Below are 21862 nucleotides of genomic sequence, written 5' to 3' on the forward strand. Positions count from 1 at the left end.
ATGTCCGGCGTTGCCTTCGACCCGGCCCGGTTTGCCCAAAAACCGGTGCTGGGGATCATCCGGGGCGTAACGGAGACGCAGTTGCACGGCGTGTTGCAGGCGGTGGTGCGGTCCGGTGTCGAGTTTGTCGAACTCACCCTGAATACGCCGGATGCGATCTCCCTGCTGAAAGCAGCGGACCGGGAGTTTTCCGATTCGCTTTGTCTGGGTGCCGGCACGGTGTTGTCGGTTCGCGATGCGGAGATGGCAACGGCTGCCGGGGCACGCTTTCTGGTCAGTCCTACAGCGCAACCCGAAGTCGCCCGGTTTTGCCGGGAGCAGGGCCTTCACCATTTCCCTGGTGCCTTCACCCCCACAGAAATCGAGAACGCCTGGAACGCCGGGGCCTGCATGGTCAAGGTTTTCCCTGCGTCGGTCCTGGGTCCGGGGTACTTCCGGGAAATCAAAGGGCCTTTCAACGACATCCGGCTGATGGCCGTCGGCGGTGTGCGCGCTTCCAATGTGCGGGACTACTTCGAAAAAGGGGCGTCGGCGGTGGCGGTGGGAGCTTCTGTATTTTCGCAGCAAAGGATGGAGAGCGGGGACCATGCCGCCATCCAGCACGATTTGGCGGAAATTTTGATTGAAGTGACCGCTTTTTTGAATAAAAATAAATGAAGCAATGCACTCACTCGTACCGGAGGACACCACCCATGAGCTTCGATTTTTTAAAACATGCCTCGAATTGGGAAGACGAGGAACAGTTTGCAAAAATTTGCGAAGGCTTGGAAGAAGTGATTCGAGAAGCACAGGCCGAAGCGGGTGAGCAGAAAATTCACGACCTCGAACTGATGCAGGCACTGGATTTTGTCGGGTTCAACCTGTTCCGGGACAACTGGGACGAGTTCAAGAAAATGGACCTGCACCGCGACCTGAGTTACCTCAGCGACCCCAACCGCGACAAAAACTTCATCCACTGAAGCCGCCCGGCTTCACCTCACCGCGGCAATTCAATCGCACCAAAGTTACGCGGTTCCGATCCCCCTCTCCATCCATCCCGTCCATTTATGGAACGTGCGCCGTTTTGAAATTCCTGAATTTCAATGCAGTTCCTTTGATTTGGCGCCCATGGGCTGGGAAAGGCGGTCGTATTCGTCATTCAACTGGTTTTCAAAACTCTTCACCTGATCGAACAACTCGTGCACTTTCTCATCGATTTCTTTCAGATGCCCGGACAGTTCCTTTAAATCCTGGTCGCGCGTGTCCTTGAGGAACAGCTCACATCGTTTCGCGTGATGGGAAATGTGCTCCACCAGGTCGTGCACCTGGGTGATGTTCTGCTGTAGCTCGTTGGTGCTGCTTTTCAATTCGAGTGCTGCCTTTTCCTGCTTGATGATGAAGGTGTAAATGAGCGCTCCGGCAAAAGCCAGCAGCAGCACCATTTGGCCGATGAACGTTTCCCAGGTGGGGTACATGCCCAATACCGAAATCTCGGGCGCGAAATCGGCCGCAGTGGCCGACAACTGGCCTCCCATCTGCAATTCGTGCAGGCCCTTGCCCATGAAAACGAATGCCATGAAATACAGGAACACGCTGGTGACGCCGAAAAACCATTTGATCGGGATGCGCACGCCCAGCTTGTTGATCATGTAAAACACCACGGCCAGAACCAGGCAGCCGACAAGAAAACCGGGTACGATGCCGCCGGTGGTCTCTCCAGCATACAGATAGAGCGCCTTGTAAAAGAGAACCGTCTCAAAGCCTTCCCGGTACACGGAAAGGAAGGCCACCATGCCCAAGGTCCAGGCGCTGCCGCTGCTGACGGCATCCTGCATTTTGCGCGTGATGAATTTTTGCCATTTCGCCGTCTCGATCTTCGAGATCAGCCAATAACTGACGTAAAACAGAACCACCACCGCAATCAGCATGATCCATCCTTCGATCAATTCCTGGCTGGACATGCTGATATGCAAAACTTCCTGCAGGATGTAGTAGGTGATGAAACTGCCGACGATGCCGATGGCGACGCCGATGTAAATGGTTTTCAGCTTTTCCTGATTGCGGGATCGAACCAGAAAGGTGATCAGGGCGGCGATGATGAGGATGGCCTCGAATCCTTCGCGGACGATGATGGAAAAAGACTGGATGAACAAGCCGGTGAAACCGATATCCTGCGTCATCTCCGCCTTGCCTTCGGCGAGGTCGCGCTGGATGTCGGAGACGAGGTTTTCGATCAGTTCGCGCGGCGCGTCGCGTTTCAACTCTGCCTGCAGGCGACCGAAGGCCGATTCGAGCCGCAGGCCCAGTTCCTTGCGTTTGGTCACCAATGCAGCTTCGACCTTCTCGTAAGTCAGGTAGGCATCGAAAGCCAGTTCCGCAGCACGCTTGGTATCGCCTTCTTTGTAGGCGTTCCAAGTGGCGGTGACCATGCTTTCCACTTCTTCAAATGACTGCAAATACGCCTCGGAGCCTCCGGCGGTCGCCGTGGCGCCGGCCGCAACCAGAGGCAGCTTGACGTTGTCGTTGGAAAAGGTGCGAATGTAGTAGGTGACGTTCCAGATGTCCTGCTGGGAGAGTTGATCCGCCCAGCCCACCATGCCGGTATTGGCAATGCCCACATTGATGATCTGAAAATTGTCGTATGCGACCGATTGCTGGTCGCCGGTGATCGACGGGTCCGCCAGCACGGCGGGTTTCGGCTCCAGTTGATGGGAAATGGGGCCGTCGCCCTGTCCACTGACTCCGTGGCAGATACGGCAGCTGGTCATGTAAATCTGTTTGCCTTTTGCAAGGTCAACCGGCTCTTTCGGAGTCTTGCTGATTTGAATGTCGAACTCTCCAATGAGGCCGGCATTGATGGCCTGAACCTGCGCCTTGATATCCGCCGGATCTTTCTTGGCCTTGATGTCCCCCATCAATTGCTGGTACCTTGCGGTGATGTCACGCGCTCCCTTGGCGGATTTGGCCTTGTCGGAGACGGATTGGAAGCGTTCGAAGGCCTGGCTGAGAAAGACCTGGCTCTCTTCGTATTCGGCGGCATTGATGATGGCACCGTCTGCGATGGCCAGCTCGTATTCCTTGTCCACGATGTTCATCATCATGATGACTTTTTCGAGTTTGGACTGCACCGCTGCGGTGTCCGCCTGGGCGAAGACCGGGGCAGGAGAGAGGGTTCCAATTAACAGGCAAAACAGCAGGGGAGCTTGGAAGAATAGTTTCTTCATGGGACGAAAATTAAGAGTTTTCATCAATTCCAATAGATAAAAGGGGAAGACGGCTGAACCCGAACAGTCCAGATCCGCAAAAATAAAAATGAGAATTGTTATCAATATTATGATTAACGTATTGAATTGTCAATCTATAAACCGGGAGGTCTCGGGAAGTGGGGTGTTTGAGCCAGCCATCCATTCAACAAGGGTTGGCTCATAAACCTTCAGGCATTGCCTGAGCGCGATGTTCCCTGCGGGACCGTGAAGTTTGCTGATTTCCCAACGCTTTCAGCTGCTTTGCCCAGTACTCAATCTGGTCCCGGATCCATTGCACATGGCTTTCTTCCTGGGCATGCAGATCCTCGTACATCTTCCGTTCACCGAGTTGTTCTTCGGTTTCGGAAGGCGTCTTGTCCAGGAGGGTTTGATAGTATTGGACGGAGTTTTGTTCGCTGAGCAGGGATCGACCCAGGATTTTCAAGCGGGCGTGAATGGTTCGAGCGGTTTCTTTTCCGGAATTCATAAGGCGGCATCCTTGGTGGGAGCTTGTTATAATTCTGGGATCAGAGGTTGCTTTCTGCTATTTCATTATAAAACATAAAACAATTGTCATTTGTCAGGGGGTGTATTGGTCATGACCCGGAACACGGAAATTTCGCTGCGCGGCGTTTACGACAGCCTGGTGGCCCGGCTGCAGGAAGTTCATTATCTCAACAGCGTCATGGGTATTCTGCACTGGGATCAAGAGGTCATCATGCCGCCCGGCGGCGGCGATTCCCGCGCTCATCAGTTATCGACGCTGGCCGGGTTGTCGCATGACAAGTTCACCGCTCCCGAAATCGGCGAATGGCTCACGCAGTTGGAGTCGGCGCCGGAATCTGAATTCAACGATGTGGAGCGCTGCAACATTCGCGAAACCCGCCGGGAATATGACCGGGAAGTGAAAGTGCCGCGACAGTTGGTTCAGGAACTGGCGGAGATGGGGTCGCGCGGTCATCACATCTGGGTCAAGGCCCGCGAGGACAACGATTTTGCAAGCTTCGCTCCCTTCCTTGAAAAAATGGTCGAGCTCAAAAAACAATGGGCGCACCACATCGACCCGAATCGCCCCGCTTATGATGTGAACATCGACGTGTTCGAGCAGGGCTTCACCATGGAACGCATCGATCCTGTTTTCGAGCGTCTCAAGGCGGAGCTGGTGCCGCTGATCGCCGCCATCAAGGACAGCGATTACAAACCCGACACGTCGTTTTTGCAGGGCCATTTTCCGCTCGCTGAGCAGAAGGCGCTGGGCCAGCATGTCATCCGCGACATGGGGTTCAATTTTGACAACGGCCGCGTCGATGTTTCCGTGCATCCTTTTTGTGGCGGCGGTGACTGCACCGATGTGCGCATCACCACCCGTTACCGCGAAGACAATTTCATCGAATCCCTCTACGCCGCCATCCACGAAACCGGCCACGCGCTCTATGAACAGGGGCGCATGCAAGATCAGAAGGCTCTGCCGGTGTCGGAGGCGCTCACCACCGGCGTGCACGAGTCGCAATCGCTGTTCTGGGAGCGCATGATCGCGCAGCAGCAGGCGTTCGCCCAGCGTTATTGCAGTCTGTTCGCCGAGACGTTTCCCGAAGCGTTCCGGAACGTGGATGCCCACAAAGCCTATGAAGGCATCAATACGTGTCAGCCGTCATTCATCCGTGTCGAAGCCGACGAGGTGACCTATCCCATGCACGTCATCCTGCGTTATGAAATCGAAAAGGGTTTGTTCGATGGTTCGATGCAGGTGCAGGACCTGCCACGCATCTGGAATGACAAAATGGAAGCGTACCTCGGCATCCGCCCCCCCACCGACCGGGAAGGCGTGTTGCAGGATGTGCACTGGAGCGGCGGCGCCTTCGGTTATTTCCCGTCATACACCCTGGGGGCGATGATGGCCTGCCAGTTCTATAAGGCGCTGGAGCGCGAGATGCCGGACATCCGCGATCACATCGCCAGCGGAAACTTCAAAGTGATCAAAGAGTGGTTGAACCGCAACGTGCATTCCAAAGGCAAGCTCTACGACACCGACACGTTGCTCAAGCAGGTGACCGGCGAACCTTTCAATCCGAGTCCGTTCATCGCCTATTTGCAGGCCAAGTACACGGCGATTTACCGGCTCGCCGACCAGCAGGCCGGCCGTTGAAACCGATGGAGGAAAAACAAGCGCACGTGACGGAATACTGCGTGGCCTGCCAGAAGCCGTTGCCGCCCAATGCGGTGTTCTGCTTCAACTGCGAAGCGCCGAAGCCGCCACCGCCGCAGCCGGAAGGAGGCCTTCCACTGGGCAAAGCGGCGTTCAGCATTGTCTGCATCCTGTTGGCGTTCGCCGCTGTGGTGGCGCTCAAGATGGGGGTTTCGTTGACCGAGGGGATCCCCAAGACCGGGGAAGAGATTGTCGCTCCCGAAGACCGGCCGCAGGACGAAGACCTGAAGATCATCCATTACGTCAATGCCGACCGCGTCAACGTGCGTGCCGAGCCGAAGCTCGACAGCCCGGTGATCCTCGTCGTGGGCAAGGGCGAAAAGATCGCCGTCACCGAAAAGAACGACGACTGGAGCAAGGTGCTGCTGAACGGCAAATCCGGCTGGATTGCCACCGATCTGCTCTCCGCCCGCGTGGAATGATTCGCGTCAGCAGTGTTCGTTCAGGCGGTCGCGGGTTTCCATGAACTCACGCTTCAAGGCGTCGAAGGTGTGCGTCACCGGGAACTGCGGAAACTCGTGGGTGATGGACTCCGGCGGCTTGAAGAAAATCCCCGCATGCGCTTCCTTCAGCATGCCGGTGTCGTTGTACGAGTCGCCCGACGCGATGACTTTGAAGTTGAGGCTTTTCAGCGCGGCCACGGCTTTCGATTTGCCATCGGCCTGACGCAGGCGGTAGTCGGCGATGCGCCCGTCCTCTTCCACCACCAGTTCGTGACAGAACAGAGTGGGGTACTCCAACTGTGCCATCAACGGTCCGGCGAACTGATAGAACGTGTCGGACAGGATGATCACCTGAAACTCCGACTTCAACCAGTCGAGAAACTCCCGCGCTCCCTCCAGCGGTTTCAAGGTGCCGATCACGTTTTGAATGTCGTTGAGCTTCAGATTGTGCTCGTCGAGAATTTTCAGGCGTCCCTGCATCAGCTCATCGTAATCGGGAATGTCGCGGGTGGTGAGGCGCAGTTTTTCGATGCCGGTTTTTTCGGCAAACGCAATCCAGATTTCCGGGATCAGCACGCCTTCCAAATCGAGGCAGGCCAGCATTGCAAACTCCTTTCATGGTTTTATGGAGGCCACATTATAGGCAAAGAATCGGCCAATACAAGGACAAGCTGTCAGGGCAGGTCTTCCGGCAGGGTTTCGGGGAGAGCTTTCCGGGCTTTGCGGTCCTTGAGCAACTTGACCAGGAACCGCCATTCCTCCATCTTCATCAGGGCTGCGATGCCTGCATAGACCGTGGCTCCCAGAAACACTTCCGCCAGCAACACGGTCAGGCGCACGATCAGGCTGTCGGTGGGCAGAAACAGCCAACTGTTGATAAAGTAAACGACCGTTCCCATGAGCGCCGCAGCGAAGGTGAAGCGGCAAATGGAGGCGACGATCTTGCGTCCGCCCAAACGGCCCAGCCGTTGCTTCAGCAGGTACACGAGGACCGCCGCGTTGGCGATGGAGGACAGCGAGGTGGCCAGCGCCAGCCCGCCATGTTGCAAGGGTCCCATCAGCGCTACGGCCAGCCCCACGTTCAGGATCATGGTGTAAACGCCGATGCGCATCGGCGTCTTCGTGTCCTGCAACGAATAGAAGGCGGACACCAGCACTTTCATGCCGCAGAAAGCGCACAGGCCGAGCGAATAAAAAATCAGGGCGAACTGCGTGCCCTCGGTGGTGGAGCGCACGAACTCGCCGCGTTCCCACAACGTCTGGATGATGGGAAAACTGAGCACCGCCAGTCCCACGGTCGCCGGGATGGTGATGAACAGAATCCAGCGGATGCCGAAGTTCAGCGTGCCGCGCAATTCGGTGTACTGCTCTTTGGCCGCCTGCGCGGTCAAGGTCGGCAGGATGGCGATGCCCAGCGCCACGCCGAACACGCCCAGCGGCAGTTGCACCAGCCGGTTGGCGTAATAGAGGTATGAAATGGAACCCCCGGGCAGCAGCGACGCAAGCAGGGTTTCGATCAGCAGACTCACTTCATAGACGCCGAAGGCGATGATGGCGGGCCCGAGTAGTTTTGCGATTTTCAGGATGCCGGGATCTTTCCAGTCGAGGACCGCCGACAGCTTCAGACCCTGCCGGAACGTTTGCGGCAACTGCACCAGCAACTGCAACAACGCACCCAGCAGCACGCCGATCGCCAGTCCCATGATTGGCTCTTCCAGAAACGGCGAAATGAACAGGGCGCCGGCGATCATGCCGATGTTCAAAATGACCGGCGCCGCCGCCGGCAGGGCGAAATTGCCGTGTGTGTTCAGCAGGCCCATGCAATACGCGCTCAAGCCGATGAAGATCAGGAACGGACCCATCCAGCGCGTGAGCGACACGGTGAGTTCGAACTTGCCCGGCTCATCGAGGAAGCCCGGCGCGAACACGGTGATGATCAGCGGCGCGAGCAAAACGATGCCGAGGGTGACCAGCACCAGCACCACGGTCTGGATGTTGAACAGATTGGAGGCGAAGCGCTGGGTGTCTTCCTTGCTGCGGGTGTTGACGTACTCGCCGTAAACCGGAATCATGGCGGCGCTCACCGCGCCTTCGCCCAGGATGCGGCGCTGGATGTTGGGGATGCGAAAGGCGACGAAGAACGCATCCGCCGCCGCCGACGCACCGAAGGTCATGCCGATGACCACATCGCGCACGAACCCGAACAGCCGCGAAGCCAGGGTCATGGTGCCCACCGTGCCTGCGGCCCGACTGATTGTTTCGTTTTTATCCATGCGCAGGGAGGTTCGAGATCGTGTGGGAAAGGGACGGAGCGTTTTGCAAGCACCTCGAAACGCTCCCCAAAGGCCCATTAAGGGTTTTATTATCAAATATTTATGAGACAAACTCAAGTTATAAATGGATTGCGCCCGCGGCTTTTTTCAGTGACAATGAGGGCCGCTCTGCCGCGGCACTCAAGGTTTTTACGGACAATGAAAATTCGCAAAACTCAGTTTTGTTACTGCAACCATCGGACAGCATGAAACCCGTTTCTTCCCAGTACCTGCGCGCACTCACTATCGCCGGATCGGACAGCGGTGGCGGCGCGGGCATTCAGGCGGACCTCAAAACGTTTTCGGCGCTCGGTTGTTACGGCATGTCTGTGATCACTGCGCTCACGGCGCAGAACACGCAGGGCGTCAGCGGCATCCACGATGTGCCCGCCGATTTCGTGACGGCGCAGCTGGACGCGGTGTTGGGCGACATCGGCGCCGATGCGGTGAAAATCGGCATGCTGCACAACCCGGAAACCATCCGCGCCGTGGCTAAAGGTCTGCGCCGCTTCGACGTGCAGCGTGTGGTGCTCGATCCGGTCATGTTCGCCAAGAGCGGCGATCGCTTGATCCAGGATGAAGCGGTGGCGGCGTTGAAGTCGGAACTCCTGCCGCTGGCGACCCTCCTGACGCCCAATTTCAAAGAAGCCGAAGCCTTGCTGGAAATGAACATCGATTCGGCGGAAGCCATGGAGGATGCGGCGCGCCAACTGGCGGCGCTGGGTCCGCAGGCGGTGGTCATCAAGGGCGGTCCGCCGGTGACGGTGGGTGGCGACGATTGTTTTTTTCATAACGATGATGCGGGCAGCGTGCAGTGGTTGAACCACGCGTATGTGGACACGCATAATGTGCATGGCACCGGCTGCACGTTTTCCTCGGCGATGGCGGCGTACCTGGCCCGCTCGGAATCGGTATCCGATGCCGTGCGTCATGCGAAGGATTACATCTCCGGGGCGCTGGAGAGCGGCGCATTGTATCGGTTGGGACACGGCAAGGGACCGGTCGCCCATTTCTTTCAGTTGTGGCCGCAACGTTGATTTTTTAAGGAGACTCCATGTCATTCACCCAAGACGCCTGGTCTTCCATCACCGGCATCTACCAGGACATCCTGGATCATCCCTTCAACAAAGAGCTGGGAGAGGGCACGCTGGCGAAAGAGCGGTTTCAGTTCTACATGAAACAGGACTCGCTGTACCTGGAAGACTTCGCGCGGGCGCTGGCTATCGCCGCATCGAAAGCGCCGACGCCGGACGACATCGTGCTGCTTTTGGATTTTGCCAAAGGCGCTATCGTGGCGGAACGTTCGCTGCACCAGTTCTACTTCGATTTTTTCGAGATCCAACTGGATGCGGAACGCGAGCCCGGCTGTTTCACCTACACGAAGTTTTTGCTCTCCACCGCCAGCCACGACAGTTACGAGGTGGGCATCGCCGCGCTTTTGCCCTGTTTCTGGATTTACCGCGAAGTCGGTTTGCATATTCACAAGCATGCAAAGCCCGGCAACACGTATCAGAAGTGGATCGATATGTACTCCAGCCCGGAGTTCAGCGCCGTGGTGGATCAGGCCATCGATCTCACCGACCGCGTGGCGGACGGAGTGAGTGCGGCGACCCGCTTGGAGATGCAGGAGGCGTTCATCAAATCGACGCAACTGGAATGGATGTTCTGGGACAGTGCTTACCGCCTGCGGACGTGGAGTCCGGAATCACCTCAAAGTTCCTGAATGAAGCGCGTGGCGTAGGAACGGATGTGCTTGCCGTTCAGCACATGGAAACGGCGCACGCGTTCGATGGTTTGTGAGGACAGGCGCTTGAGCGGGATGTGAAGGATGCGCCGGTTGTAGTGCCGGGCCAGCCGGCGCCACGAGGCGGGCGGCGCGCCGGGTGCCACCACGGTGACGTGACGTTCCTTGGAATGAAAGAAGGCCGCCTCCAATAATTTTTCTTCCAGCGTTTCGCCCAGCGCCAGACGCGGGTCTTCCCACACGTTGGAGATCGGGCGTGGCGGATAGATCAACATGCAGCCGCCGTAGGTGGCCTCACCGATGCCGGGGCCGATCAGGTTGTCCATGTAATTGGTGGCGAAAAAACACAGAGTCGATTCGTTTTCGTGTTCCGCGTACCAGGTTTGCCGCCATGAATAACGGTCCGGTTCCGGCTCCATTTCGAACAGGAACACCACCACTTCCACGTTGCCCCGCGACGCCGGAATTTCTTTGACGTAGATGTCGCCCGTGTGCCAGTTGCGCAGGGTATCGCGCAGATCGATGCCGTCCTTGACCGAGGTGGTGAACTTTTCCGTGCGGGCCAGATCGTGCGCCAAGAGGTGCCGGGTCTGTTCGCGGATGTGTGAATTGAGGTTTTCGATCTTCTCGTCTTCCGGCGGCCACGAACACTGGCCGTAGGGATCCCACCGGTATTTGTATTCTTCTTTTTTGACGATATCCGGTTCCGGTTTCAGGTTCAGCGTGCGCCATTGCAGCGCCGTCTCCGAGAGCCGGTTCTTCATGGTCACCGGTTCGTCCTCGCCAAACGTGGCCTGGTCGATGCCCAGCGCCACGGAATCGAGAGGGTCACCGCCCTCCTGCTGAAATGGATATTCCCGCGCCGCGTCCACCAGCGCGATGGCAAAGGGGTCGCCACCAATCTGCTTGGCCGCCACCGCGAGGGTGTAAAGATCGGGGGTGAACCGGTGTTCCATCAATGTCAGGTTGCGCACGTACTGCAAAAAAATCTGAAAACTCTGCTGCGTCAGGTTGTGGTAACGCACCTTGTATTTTTGCAGGAATTTCTCGCGCGCCCGGAGCAGGATTTCTTTCACACCGTCGATGGCGACGTTCTTGTCCGAGCGCATGGCCTCCCGCCGTTGTTCGTACAAATAGGTGATGTAGGGAAACTCGGCTAGCGCGAAAAACAGGGTGTCCGGATGCACGCTGTAAAGGGTGGGCGATTCCGGCGGCGTCTCCGGTTGGGGATAGGGTGCGCGTTCGTCGAAGGCTTGCTTGATCCACGGCCAGTCGAGCACCGAACAGACGAACACGATTTTCGAACGGTCGATCTGAAGCCGATGCAATTGATGCGCCATCCAGCGGCAGCGTTTGTCCATCTGGCTGTCCACCTCCGGTTTCGGCAGGAAGGGCAGCATGCTGACCGCGAACTTTTCCATCGACACCTGTTGCAGTGCCAGGGTGTCCGGGAACTCCATCTGGCGCGGCTCATAATGAGAAAGACTGAGATCGATGAACTCGCAGGGAATGTTTTCCTGCCGGGCGATGCGCAATGCCATGATGACCGGCTGCGACGGATCGATGGGCACGTAGCTGACGGTGCCGTCCTCCTCTTCCATGCAACTGATGGTGATGGTCGGAAGCTGTTGCAGGCCGCGCTGGACGGTCGATTCAAACTCCGGTGGCAGGCACACGGCGAGGCAGTCGCAACCGGAAGCCAGCAGGCGCTGCCGCACCTCGCGGGTGAAATCGCCGCTGCCATGCACCACGGGCAGGACCTGGATGCGGTCGCTCAGCGCAAACACGTCGGGCGTTGCGGGACTCGAAGTTGTCATGACAAAACCTTCAACGATCCATGTCGGGGTGCAGTGGGTTGTCATCGCCGAAAAAGAAGTCGCCCAATCCCATGGGCAGCCGGTCGGCCCCCAGAGCCCGGCGCTTTCGTTCCGCCAGTTCTTCCAGGTTCAAGGCGTCCTCGCCCAACACTTTCTCCACGGCTTCGCTCCAGATGGCGTCTTTGGAGAGCGGATGGTCGGTGTCCTGCTTCAAGCGCTTGAGCGCATATTGCAGGATGTGGATGCCGTCGCGCGGTGAAAAGTCGAGATCCATCTGGTGCGACCTTTGGAGAAACTGCACCGTCATGTTGAGCAAGTCGTCCTCGGCGAAAGGGAGATGGTATTTCAGGATCGCCATTTCGTCTTCCTGCGATGGCATCTGCAATTGCAGTGTCGGTTGCAACCGGGACAGGATGTAATCGGGAATTTCGAAGGTGGATTCGTCGTTGTTCATGGTCACGCAGGCGCGGAAGTCCGGGTGCGCCTTGATCTGAATGCCGGCGATGATGGATTCCACGTAACGGCGGTGATCGAGCAGCGGTGCCAGCGACGCCCAGCTTTTCTCATTCATGCGGTTGCCTTCATCGAGAATGCAGATGCCGCCGTGGATCATGGCGGTGACGAGGGGCGAGGCATGGTAGGAAATGCGTCCGTTTTCCGCCAGCACCGGGGTGACCAGCAAATCTTCCGGGCGCGTGTCGCTGGTGCACTGAAAGATATACAGAGGCTGATTGCGCTGATGCGCGGCGACCATGCACAGCGTGGTTTTACCGATACCCGGCATGCCGATGATGCGCGGCGACAAGGGCATGTCCTTTTCGGCGATCACCATCCAGCAGGCGAGAATCTGGCGCAGGATTTCTCCCTGCCCGATCCACATCACCTCGCTGTCGTCCGGCGAACTCAAGTTTAAAGTGATGCCACCGATGGAGGCCGTCTCGTGCTTGCGGTTGGATGTTTTGACGTCGTCTTTCATAAGCCTCGTTTGAAATGCAATTTGATTCAAGAATACGTTTGCTGCGGGGAGGTGTCAAGCAAACGCATGGGTACTGAGGGCTTCCCGGAGCCTTTGTTCAGAAGGATGTCGCAATTAATGTGACTGGGGAGGGTTGAGCCCAACGCGATCTGCATCTTTGCGGGCCCCTTCCTCATTATTGGAACTCTCCGGGATAGGGGGTTTGTATAGTTTGAATCGGATTTCCAGAATCAGGTTATAAAGAGTGGGCACGACGATCAGGGTCAGAATTGTGGCGGAAATCATGCCGCCCACCATAGGCGCGGCGATGCGTTTCATCACATCGGAACCGGTCCCCGAGCCGATCATGATTGGGAGCAGTCCGCCTACGGTGGAGACAACCGTCATGATAATGGGGCGTATGCGTTCCGACGTTCCTTCCAACACGGCGTCGCGGATGTCTGTTTTGGATTTGATTGCGCCCTCACGCTGGCGTTGCTTGTAAGCCTGATCGATGTAAACCAGAACGAGCACGCCAATCTCCGCCGCCACACCTGCCAATGCAATGAAGCCGACCGCCACGGCCACGCTCAATTCGTAGTTGAGAGAATACAGATACCAGATGCCGCCGACCAGGGCAAAGGGCAGGGACAGCATGACCACGAGACTTTCGGTGACGTTGCGAAAGTTGAGGTAGAGCAATACAAAAATCATGAGCAGGGTTACCGGAACAATCAGTTGCAAACGTTTTTTGGCGCGTTCCATGTATTCGTACTGGCCGCTCCACATCAGATTGTAACCAGCCGGCAAGTCAACCTGTTCACCGATGATTTGTTTGGCGCGCTCGACATAGGTGCCAACGTCGATATCCTTGATGTCAACATAGATCCATGCATTCAACCGCGCATTCTCAGTTTTAATGACAGGCGGACCTTTCTTGATTTCTATCTGAGCCACCTGTGCCATGGGGATGTGCTCGCCGCGCGGAGTGGGGATCAGCACACGTTGCAGTTGGCTGATGTTGTCGCGCAATTCCCGGCTGTAGCGGAGATTGACCGGGTAGCGCTCCAAACCTTCAATGGTGTTGGTGATGTTCATGCCGCCGATGGCAGTTTGAATGACATCCTGTACATCGCCCACAGTCAGGCCATAACGCGCCGCCTGTTTGCGGTCGATGACAAAATCAAAATAATTGCCGCCGATCACGCGTTCCGCATAAACGCTTGCGGTTCCCGGGATGTTGCGGGCCATGGATTCCACTTGCTGCCCCAGTTTCTGAAGCGTTTTCAGGTTATCTCCGGATATCTTGATGCCGACAGGCGTCTTGATTCCAGTGGACAGCATGTCAATGCGGGTTTTGATGGGCATGGTCCATGTATTGGTAAGGCCGGGGAACTGCAGTGCAGCGTCCATTTCATCGATCAGGGATTTTGTGGTGACGCCCGGCCGCCAGGCGGCTTTCGGTTTGAGGGTGATGGTGGTCTCGATCATGCTCAAGGGTGCGGGATCGGTTGCGGTTTCCGCTCGCCCTATTTTCCCAAAAACATTTTTGACTTCCGGAAATTGTTTGATGATTTTGTCGGTCTGCTGCAAGAGTTGTTTGGCCTTGGTGATGGAGATGCCCGGCAGCGTGGTGGGCATGTAGAGGATATCGCCTTCGTTGAGAGGAGGCATGAACTCCGAGCCCAGTTTCTTTAAAGGAATCAGGGTGACCAGTACAATGAGAAGCGCGGCAAGGATGACCACCGTTTTCATGCGCAGGGCCAGCCAGAGAACAGGGCGAAAGAGATTCGTCAATAACCAGGTGATGGGATTTTTCTTTTCCGGGAGAATGTAGCCGCGAATAAAATATCCCATAATGACCGGGACCAGCGTGACGGCGAGGATGGCCGCCGCTGCCATGGAATAGGTTTTGGTGAACGCGAGCGGAGAAAACAAACGGCCTTCCTGAGCTTCCAAAGTGAACACGGGCAAAAATGAAACGGTGATGATGAGAAGGCTGTAGAACAGGGCAGGGCCCACTTCCGAGGCGGCTTCGTAGATGATCTGCCAGTGGTCTTTCTTGCCGCGATCCCGTTCCAGATGCTTGTGCGCGTTTTCGATCATGACGATGGCGCCGTCGATCATGGCGCCGATGGCGATGGCGATACCGCCCAGCGACATGATGTTGGCGTTCAGGCCCTGATACTTCATCACGATGAAGGCCATCAGAATGCCCATGGGGATGGTGATGATGGCGACCAGAGACGATCGTAGATGCAGTAAAAAGAAAATGCTGATCAGGGCAACAGCAGCGCTTTCCTCAATCAGTTTCTCTTTCAGGTTGGCGATGGCCCGTTGGATGAGTTTGGAACGATCGTACACTTCGATGATTTCGACCCCGTCGGGCAGTCCCTTTTTCAGTTGATCGAGCTTGTGCTTGACGCGGTGGATCACCCCCAAAGCATTTTCCCCGAAGCGCTGAACAATGATTCCGCCAACGGTTTCTCCCTCTCCGTTCAACTCGGCCAATCCCCGGCGTAGATCTGGCCCCAGGGTCACACGGCCAACGTCACGGACCAGAATCGGCGTTCCCTTGGCATCAACCCCCAATGGAATATGTTCGATATCCTCAATATTTTTAATGTAGCCCAGGCCGCGCACCATGTACTCGGTTTCCGACATTTCAAGCAGACGACCGCCCACATCGTTGTTGCTGCGCTGGATGGCATTTTTGATTTTGGTCAACGGGATGTTGTACGCCTTCAGCTTGTTGGGATCGACTTCGACCTGATACTGCTTGACGTAGCCGCCAATACTGGCCACTTCGGATACGCCCGGTACGGTTTGCAATTCGTAACGCAGGAACCAGTCCTGAATGGAACGCAACTCCGAAAGATCGTGCTGGCCTGTGCGATCGACCAAGGCGTATTGATACACCCAGCCGACGCCTGTGGCATCGGGTCCCAGAGACGGTGTGATGCCTTGTGGTAATTTTTTAGATACGAAATTCAGTTGCTCCAGAACCCGGCTGCGTGCCCAGTACAGATCCGTGCCATCTTCGAAAATGATGTACACGAATGACAGACCGAAATAGGAGTAACCGCGTACCACTTTGGCGAAAGGAACGGACAACATGGTGGTGGTGAGAGGGTAGGTGATCTGGTCTTCGACGGTTTGTGGCGCCTGTCCGGGAAATTCAGTAAACACGATGACCTGAACATCACTCAAGTCCGGAATAGCATCCAGGTTTATGGTTTTCATGGAGTAAACGCCCCAGCCAAACACTGCCAGAGCACCGAGCAAAACCAGAAACCGGTTTTTCAGAGAGGCGCCAATAATCCGTTTCAGCATGAGAGCTTCCTGTTTTCGAACGAGACTGCGTGCGATTGCATTCCAGTCTTAATATTATTGGTCTGTGCTTTTTTCATCCAGTTGCAACTCCAGTTTTCCGGGTTGTTGTCCTTTATTATCGCTTTCCATTTTCATCTCATTTTTCTTCTTTGTCCCATCTCTGGAGGCATTGAATTTATTTAGTGCTTCCGTCAGCCTGCTCTCGGAATCGATGAGGAAACTGGAAGACGTGACGACGGTCTCTCCAGGGCGGAGCCCCTCGAGCACCTGATAATAGTCTTCGGCCTGAGCACCCAAAACGATTTTTCGGGATTCGAATTGTCCAGCGCCGGTTTGGACGACAACCAAATCGTTTTCTCCGGATCGAATGATCGCCTGCTCCGGTACGGCCACGCCGTTTTTAGCCACGGTGGATTTCAAAAAAACGTTGGCGTACATGTCTGGTTTGAGCGCTCCATCTGGATTTTTAAATTCCATGCGTACTTTCAAGGTTCGGCTTTTGGGATCGAGGTACGGATCGATGTACGTGACTTCTCCTTTAAAGGTCTTTCCGGGGAAGTAAGAAAGATTCATTTCAGCCTTTTGTCCGATCTTCACCCATGGAAGCTCGTGTTCGTAAATATCGGCCATGACCCAGATGTTGGATAAATCCGCGATCATGTACAGCGGTTTCGTGGCCTCAATGTATTCGCCGTGATCCACATTTTTTTTAATCACGAAGCCGCTGGTGTGTGAATGGATGTGCATGGCTTTTTTTATCAGACGATCTTTTTTCAGTTCTTCAATCTGGTGGTTGGGCACATCGAACAGTTCCAGCCGCCGGCGAGTGGTTTTAAGAAGGGTTTCGGCGCCACGGCGGATTTCCGGAATGGGGCTGTTTTCGAGCGACTCCTTGTACTTCAAAGCGAGGAGAAACTCCTCCTGGGTAGAGACCAGTTTCGGACTGTATATATCCATGACGATGTCGCCTTTTTTGACGAACTGCCCCTTAAAGTCCACGTAGAGTTTTTCAATCCAACCGCCATATTTAGTATGGACATGATGAATCTTGCGTTCGTCGTAGGTGATGATGCCGGTGGTTCGAATCTGATGGGTCAATTTGCGACGTTGAACCTTTGCGGTCTTGACCCCGATATTTTGCACGACCGTGGGATTGATATTTATTTCCCCGGAATCATCGGCTTCGTTTTCATAAACCGGAATGAGAGCCATGCCCATGGGGCTTTTACCGGGCTTGTCTCGTTTGTAATCGGGGTTCATCGGTGCCTGCCAGTATTTAATTTTTCGCCCTTTCATTTCGTTTGTCATTTGGGGCATGGGCTGGCCCTGCACCGTGGTTCCCGACCCCTCCGATCGGCGGGCTTCCTGGGTTCCGTCCGGGCGTTCCATCTGATCTTCTATGTACGCGACTATTTTTTCTTTAACAGGCTGCAGACGTTCCTTCGAAAAATAGGCGATATCCTTCAGGGTCTGTGACGTATTCTGAAGCTGCTCCGGATTGGTCAGAAAACCGATAACATAAAATCCGACCAACAGCACAATCAGAGTCATCAGGTTTGGCCAGCGGAATCCGGGCGTTGGCGAGGCAGTCTTCTTCTCACTTTCAGACTCTTTCTTTTCAGGGAACAGGACTTTCTGTTCCTCTTCAGAAGAAGAATCTCGACGAAGAGTGGAACCCTCAGGAGTTTCCGGAGTATTGTTCTCGTTCTCCAGGTTTTCTTTGTTCTTATCGTCTTCCATCATAGGTCACCGTAGGGGGTTCTCCGGGTCAAACAGGCTTTTGCCGACCATGCTTTCCAATGCAGCAAGGTTCTGTTCATAATGGGTCAATTCGCGGTGGTATTTGATTTCCCAGTTCAGGAGTGTCACCTGGTTGTCGATCAGTGTTAGAAAATCAATCTTGTCAACGCTGTATGCAGACAGGGCCGACTCCAGGGATTGCTTGGCCTGAGGGATGATTCCGGTTTTGACCAGTTGGATGAGTTCCCGGTTTTTCTTCTCTTTATCCAGCAATATTTTGATTTCCATGAAAATCTGACTGCGGATTTTGCGATACGTTTCCTTAAATACGGAAATGCGGTAGTTTTCTTCGGCCACTTTGCGGTCCTGCTTCGTTTCCTGCCAGATAGGGATATTGACCCCGACAAATCCAGATACGAAGTCGGGATGATCCTGAAAGGCCGAATCCTGCCTCTGTCCGTACCGGAAACCGACCTTGAAATCGGGGTAGTATTCTTTTTCCGCCAGCTGCTTGCGGATTTTCATTTTTTCTATCGCTTCCTGAACGGCTTTCAGGGCAGGGCGATTCTGTTCGGCTATGGTTTGCAGTTCATCGGTTTTGAAGCTGAACGGTGTTTGCGGCAGTCCATGGGGAATGTTAAGCGGCGCCTGAGGCAGCCGGTCCATCAAGGTGTTCAGCCGCGCCGTTTCCTGTTCTTTGAGTTGTTGCAGCTCGATGATCCGATCCAAAATCTTTGACAACTCGAGTTGAGCCTGGAGGACATCCTGTTGGATGCCTTTGCCGACGGCGTATTTGGTTTCGGCAATGGTGACGAACTGTTCAAGTAAAATCTTGTTCTGATGGGTGGTGTCCAGCGAAGCCCGGATGAAGCACAACTCATAAAAAGACGTCTTCACTTTTTTGACTACTTCCAACTCCAGATCGCGCAGCGTCTGCTCGGCGATGCGCACGTCGTGCAAGGCGTCCTGAGAACGCAATCCCAGTTTTCCGGGAAACGGAAACGCCTGTGAGACCTCGATCTGCTTTTGAGTCATCGCTTCCTGGCGAAAGGAAAACGTATCGACGGGGAGATTCCACAGACCCAGCTCCAGCATCGGGTCGTCCAGGGATTCACGCTGCGGCGGAATCTCTTTCAGGACGTTGATTTTTTGCCGCGCTTCCGCCAGTTCCGGGTTGTTTTGGACGGCTTCCTGGATGAAACTGTTCAAGGTGGCTTTGAATATCCGGTGATGTTCGTTTTCCGCTTCTGCCAGAGCCGGTGTTGGAAACCAATACAGAAGAAACAATGCAAACCATATCCTGCACATGAACTCCTCCTTAGAGGAAAGCGCGGCAACGCACTTGCCTCCGCATTTAAAATAAGCCTGTTTGGGCGTTGATGGTGATGCTATGCGATGGGGAGTTTCAGCGTGCTACCGAGGAGGATGGTAAAGAGACAGGGGATGTGGTTCTGGGGTGGTGTACTGCGGTTCAGCGAATGCCCGGATTTCCGGAGGGGGCGGGCTCAGATCGGGCGCACCCGAATGGAGAGCGACCGAACAGACTCCACACATCATGGTTTTACTGCAATCCATCATCTTGATCTGATGCGGCATCATCGCAATTGCCTGGGATGCCTGGCACCACAAGAAAATGCCGGCGACCAAGGCCAGTAGAATGCGATTTTTTTCACAAAAATAAACCATGACAGGCGAAATCCTTTCCACTTAAACTTAGTCCTGTCGGGTTGAGTTGTCAAGATAGGATCTATCTCATCAAAGTAGTACGGCCCCGGACGGTTGTCTTCGGTCCCCTTCATTCATTGGGTGGATTCAGGTAATGAGTTCTATGTGGTCTCGACTCCGCAAATCCTTTCTTTTAAAGTTAGGGCTGGCCATCGGCGTGAGTCTGGTTTGCCTTCTTTTGTTGGAAGCGGGATTGCGCCTGGGTGGTTTTGGCGAACAGTATGAGTTTGTCGTTTCCGGCAGCCGGCCGCAGGATGAAGGCAAGGTCTCCCTCAATTCCCAATACGTTGCCATCCATTATTTCCAGCACTTGCCTGTCAATCTGAGCCGCCTGTTCACCGACCGGCCCTGGTTTGAGGACACGGCGTTTTCCCGCACGAAGCAGTCGGGTGTGTTCCGCGTATTCATGGTGGGCGCCTCCACCACGCGCGGGTTTCCCTACACCGACCGCCGGATCAGTTATTCGGGATTGTTGCAGGCCATGCTCCGGGATGTGCTGCCGGCGCAGCGGGTGGAAGTGATCAATGCCGGATACGACGCCTTGAGCAGTTTCGGCGTGCTGGATTTGACATCGCAGTTGATGGATTACGAACCCGATCTCATCGTGGTTTACAGCGGTCACAATGAATTCATCGGACATTTCGGGGCCAATTCCGCCATCAATTACGGGCAAAACCGGAAGGTGATCCGGCTGGCCACCTTCCTGTTCCAATCCCGGACTTATCTGGCCATGGAACGCATGGCCCTTTGGCTGCGTTCCCGCGACCGCGGCGATGCCTCCCGCAACAGCCAGGTGAATTTGTTCCGGGCCATGTTGTCGAAGGAGCGCCTTGGCTGGGATGATGCGACCCACGAGGAGGCAGAGCGCAATTATAAGGCGAATCTCACCGAGCTGGTGCGGCAGGCCCGGCAACGCGGCATTCAGGTGGTCCTGTCCACCCTGGTCTCCAATGTACGCAGCTTTCCCCCGGTCCGCTCGGTATTTTCCGAATCATTGTCCGCGGCAGCGCGGCAGCGATTGACCGGTCTTTTGCAGCAGGGAAAGGCGGCTCTCGAACAAAAGGATTACGAACAAGCCGTAGAATATTTTGAACAGGTGATTGCAGGCGATGCCCGGCAGGCGGAGGCGCATTTCGGATTGGGACGGGCTTATGATCATCTGCAACAAATGGAGAAGGCACGATCCCACTACCTGCTGGCCCGGGAGTACGACCGCTTGCATCTACGGGCCTGCCTGCGCCTCAATGAGGTCGTCGAACAGGTTGGACGGGAAGCGCAGGTTCCGGTGCTGAATATGGTGTCGCAAATGGAAAAAATCGCGTCCGATGGGATGCCCGGTGAGGATCTTTTTCTGGAACATGTGCATCCTAATATAAACGGCCATATGGTAATGGCCGACGGCATGGCCCGTTTTCTGGCCGAACGGGAACTCATAGCACCTGCGTCCCACTGGAAATGGGAACGCCTGAAACCCGCCCGCGAGTACATCCTGCAGACCGGTTTCAATCAGTCGCAATACCTGAACGCGCAATACACCATTGGCCGTCTTTACCTTGATTTCCCATTTTATCAGTGCAGGAAAGGCATCTCCGTATTGCAAAAGATCGGCAAGGCAGAAGAAGAACAAGCTCTCATCAATAACTGTTTGAGCGCATCCGGAAAGGAATCCTCGATCGATGTTGATTGATTTGAACCTCAAGGGCAAGCAGGTCGTGGTGGTGGGAGGTGGACGGGAAGCCACCGGCAAAGTAGAACTTTTGCTGCATCAACATTGCCAGGTCGCTGTGGTGGCCGATCGCATTTCCGACTCGATTCATCAATGGGAGCGGGAAAAAAAACTGACGTGCACGACCATGATTGTGCAGAACGGAGATTTTCTTAAGGATTATGAAAACCTGATTCTGGTCATGGCGATCACGGATTCCCGGGACCTCAACCGCACGCTGGTCATGGCCGGGTTGAAATTGGGCTGTTATGTGTATGCCGTGGACGATCCGGAGGTGAGCGATTTCAGCCACCCTTCGGTAATCGCTTTGGACGCCAACGTGCAAGTGGCTATTTCCACCAATGGTAAAAGCCCGCTCATGGCCCGAACATTCCGGCAACGATTGGAGCCGATTTTACGGCAGAACATCACGCGCATCGATCTGCTTCAGGTTCGGTTGCAGGCACGCATGCGAGAACTGGCGAAGGAACAGCTTAAGGACATTGCAGAACGTAAAAAATTCCTACAAGACATCATGGTCAATCCGGAAATTCAAAGCTTTCTGGAGAGAGGGAATTTACAGGAAGCCGAGTACTTTGCCTGCCAGCAGTTAAAGAAATTGAGTAAATAATTGCCGATTCCAGTGAGCAGTCAAACC

17 protein-coding genes are annotated in these 21862 nt (G+C 55.2%); 8 read left to right on the forward strand and 9 right to left on the reverse strand.

The window, feature by feature from the left end:
- Both QML71_RS06850 and QML71_RS06855 read left to right on the forward strand, forming a co-directional pair.
- Positions 1–657, forward strand: a complete 657-nt coding sequence (locus QML71_RS06850) for a bifunctional 4-hydroxy-2-oxoglutarate aldolase/2-dehydro-3-deoxy-phosphogluconate aldolase (RefSeq protein ID WP_282011175.1) — start codon at positions 1–3, stop codon at positions 655–657.
- 35 nt (positions 658–692) lie between these two features.
- A complete protein-coding gene (locus QML71_RS06855) occupies positions 693–959 on the forward strand; it encodes a hypothetical protein (protein WP_282011176.1) in 267 nt (88 codons plus the stop codon).
- Positions 960–1079: 120 nt separating this feature from the next.
- On the opposite strand, the gene QML71_RS06860 is transcribed toward QML71_RS06855, so the two are convergent.
- Both QML71_RS06860 and QML71_RS06865 read right to left on the reverse strand, forming a co-directional pair.
- On the reverse strand, positions 1080–3227 hold the full coding sequence (locus QML71_RS06860; RefSeq protein ID WP_282011177.1) for a cytochrome c/FTR1 family iron permease: 2148 nt from the start codon (positions 3225–3227) through the stop codon (positions 1080–1082).
- Between the two features lie 175 nt (positions 3228–3402).
- Complete coding sequence (locus QML71_RS06865) at positions 3403–3711, reverse strand: hypothetical protein (protein WP_282011178.1); 309 nt, start codon at positions 3709–3711, stop codon at positions 3403–3405.
- Positions 3712–3822: 111 nt separating this feature from the next.
- Between QML71_RS06865 and QML71_RS06870 the strand changes: the two genes are divergently transcribed.
- Positions 3823–5370, forward strand: coding sequence for a carboxypeptidase M32 (locus QML71_RS06870; protein ID WP_282011179.1), 1548 nt, complete (start codon positions 3823–3825; stop codon positions 5368–5370).
- A 5-nt stretch (positions 5371–5375) separates the two neighbouring features.
- The gene (locus QML71_RS06875; RefSeq protein WP_282011180.1) at positions 5376–5852 is read left to right on the forward strand and encodes an SH3 domain-containing protein; all 477 of its coding nucleotides are present in this window, start codon (positions 5376–5378) and stop codon (positions 5850–5852) included.
- A 6-nt stretch (positions 5853–5858) separates the two neighbouring features.
- Here QML71_RS06875 and thrH read toward each other — a convergent pair whose 3' ends face one another.
- Together thrH and murJ are read right to left on the reverse strand one after the other, a co-directional pair.
- Entirely contained in the window at positions 5859–6476 is a 618-nt protein-coding gene (thrH, locus tag QML71_RS06880) for a bifunctional phosphoserine phosphatase/homoserine phosphotransferase ThrH (protein WP_282011181.1), read from the reverse strand.
- Between the two features lie 71 nt (positions 6477–6547).
- Positions 6548–8146 (reverse strand): murein biosynthesis integral membrane protein MurJ, encoded by a 1599-nt coding sequence (gene murJ, locus QML71_RS06885; RefSeq protein ID WP_282011182.1) that lies wholly within the window; start codon positions 8144–8146, stop codon positions 6548–6550.
- Between the two features lie 245 nt (positions 8147–8391).
- Between murJ and thiD the strand changes: the two genes are divergently transcribed.
- Positions 8392–9222, forward strand: a complete 831-nt coding sequence (thiD, locus tag QML71_RS06890; protein WP_282011183.1) for a bifunctional hydroxymethylpyrimidine kinase/phosphomethylpyrimidine kinase — start codon at positions 8392–8394, stop codon at positions 9220–9222.
- A 17-nt stretch (positions 9223–9239) separates the two neighbouring features.
- Positions 9240–9908, forward strand: a complete 669-nt coding sequence (tenA, locus tag QML71_RS06895) for a thiaminase II (RefSeq protein WP_282011184.1) — start codon at positions 9240–9242, stop codon at positions 9906–9908.
- Here the strand turns inward: tenA and QML71_RS06900 are convergent.
- From QML71_RS06900 to QML71_RS06920, 5 genes are all read right to left on the reverse strand, one after another.
- Positions 9896–11746, reverse strand: coding sequence for a hypothetical protein (locus QML71_RS06900; RefSeq protein WP_282011185.1), 1851 nt, complete (start codon positions 11744–11746; stop codon positions 9896–9898). The two genes, tenA and QML71_RS06900, sit on opposite strands and share 13 nt — an antisense overlap.
- 10 nt (positions 11747–11756) lie before the next feature.
- Positions 11757–12722 (reverse strand): AAA family ATPase, encoded by a 966-nt coding sequence (locus QML71_RS06905; RefSeq protein WP_282011186.1) that lies wholly within the window; start codon positions 12720–12722, stop codon positions 11757–11759.
- Between the two features lie 114 nt (positions 12723–12836).
- Positions 12837–16034 (reverse strand): efflux RND transporter permease subunit, encoded by a 3198-nt coding sequence (locus tag QML71_RS06910; RefSeq protein WP_282011187.1) that lies wholly within the window; start codon positions 16032–16034, stop codon positions 12837–12839.
- Between the two features lie 54 nt (positions 16035–16088).
- The gene (locus QML71_RS06915; protein ID WP_282011188.1) at positions 16089–17777 is read right to left on the reverse strand and encodes an efflux RND transporter periplasmic adaptor subunit; all 1689 of its coding nucleotides are present in this window, start codon (positions 17775–17777) and stop codon (positions 16089–16091) included.
- 3 nt (positions 17778–17780) lie between these two features.
- The gene (locus QML71_RS06920; RefSeq protein ID WP_282011189.1) at positions 17781–19082 is read right to left on the reverse strand and encodes a TolC family protein; all 1302 of its coding nucleotides are present in this window, start codon (positions 19080–19082) and stop codon (positions 17781–17783) included.
- Between the two features lie 520 nt (positions 19083–19602).
- Between QML71_RS06920 and QML71_RS06925 the strand changes: the two genes are divergently transcribed.
- Together QML71_RS06925 and QML71_RS06930 are read left to right on the forward strand one after the other, a co-directional pair.
- Entirely contained in the window at positions 19603–21186 is a 1584-nt protein-coding gene (locus QML71_RS06925; protein ID WP_282011190.1) for an SGNH/GDSL hydrolase family protein, read from the forward strand.
- Positions 21176–21835: a precorrin-2 dehydrogenase/sirohydrochlorin ferrochelatase family protein gene (locus QML71_RS06930; protein WP_282011191.1), complete on the forward strand. Its 660-nt coding sequence runs from the start codon at positions 21176–21178 to the stop codon at positions 21833–21835. The genes QML71_RS06925 and QML71_RS06930 overlap by 11 nt, the downstream gene beginning before the upstream one ends.
- The last annotated feature ends 27 nt before the right edge of the window (positions 21836–21862 follow it).

This window comes from Nitrospina watsonii (genome assembly GCF_946900835.1).
GTDB classification, from domain to species: domain Bacteria; phylum Nitrospinota; class Nitrospinia; order Nitrospinales; family Nitrospinaceae; genus Nitrospina; species Nitrospina watsonii.

What these genes read in the sequence shown, in the direction of transcription:
- QML71_RS06850 (WP_282011175.1), top strand. Translation starts at nt 1, where the DNA reads ATGTCCGGCGTTGCCTTCGACCCGGCCCGGTTTGCCCAAAAACCGGTG.
- QML71_RS06855 (WP_282011176.1), top strand. Translation starts at nt 693, where the DNA reads ATGAGCTTCGATTTTTTAAAACATGCCTCGAATTGGGAAGACGAGGAA.
- QML71_RS06860 (WP_282011177.1), bottom strand. Translation starts at nt 3,227, where the DNA reads ATGAAAACTCTTAATTTTCGTCCCATGAAGAAACTATTCTTCCAAGCT.
- QML71_RS06865 (WP_282011178.1), bottom strand. Translation starts at nt 3,711, where the DNA reads ATGAATTCCGGAAAAGAAACCGCTCGAACCATTCACGCCCGCTTGAAA.
- QML71_RS06870 (WP_282011179.1), top strand. Translation starts at nt 3,823, where the DNA reads ATGACCCGGAACACGGAAATTTCGCTGCGCGGCGTTTACGACAGCCTG.
- QML71_RS06875 (WP_282011180.1), top strand. Translation starts at nt 5,376, where the DNA reads ATGGAGGAAAAACAAGCGCACGTGACGGAATACTGCGTGGCCTGCCAG.
- thrH (WP_282011181.1), bottom strand. Translation starts at nt 6,476, where the DNA reads ATGCTGGCCTGCCTCGATTTGGAAGGCGTGCTGATCCCGGAAATCTGG.
- murJ (WP_282011182.1), bottom strand. Translation starts at nt 8,146, where the DNA reads ATGGATAAAAACGAAACAATCAGTCGGGCCGCAGGCACGGTGGGCACC.
- thiD (WP_282011183.1), top strand. Translation starts at nt 8,392, where the DNA reads ATGAAACCCGTTTCTTCCCAGTACCTGCGCGCACTCACTATCGCCGGA.
- tenA (WP_282011184.1), top strand. Translation starts at nt 9,240, where the DNA reads ATGTCATTCACCCAAGACGCCTGGTCTTCCATCACCGGCATCTACCAG.
- QML71_RS06900 (WP_282011185.1), bottom strand. Translation starts at nt 11,746, where the DNA reads ATGACAACTTCGAGTCCCGCAACGCCCGACGTGTTTGCGCTGAGCGAC.
- QML71_RS06905 (WP_282011186.1), bottom strand. Translation starts at nt 12,722, where the DNA reads ATGAAAGACGACGTCAAAACATCCAACCGCAAGCACGAGACGGCCTCC.
- QML71_RS06910 (WP_282011187.1), bottom strand. Translation starts at nt 16,034, where the DNA reads ATGCTGAAACGGATTATTGGCGCCTCTCTGAAAAACCGGTTTCTGGTT.
- QML71_RS06915 (WP_282011188.1), bottom strand. Translation starts at nt 17,777, where the DNA reads ATGATGGAAGACGATAAGAACAAAGAAAACCTGGAGAACGAGAACAAT.
- QML71_RS06920 (WP_282011189.1), bottom strand. Translation starts at nt 19,082, where the DNA reads ATGTGCAGGATATGGTTTGCATTGTTTCTTCTGTATTGGTTTCCAACA.
- QML71_RS06925 (WP_282011190.1), top strand. Translation starts at nt 19,603, where the DNA reads ATGTGGTCTCGACTCCGCAAATCCTTTCTTTTAAAGTTAGGGCTGGCC.
- QML71_RS06930 (WP_282011191.1), top strand. Translation starts at nt 21,176, where the DNA reads ATGTTGATTGATTTGAACCTCAAGGGCAAGCAGGTCGTGGTGGTGGGA.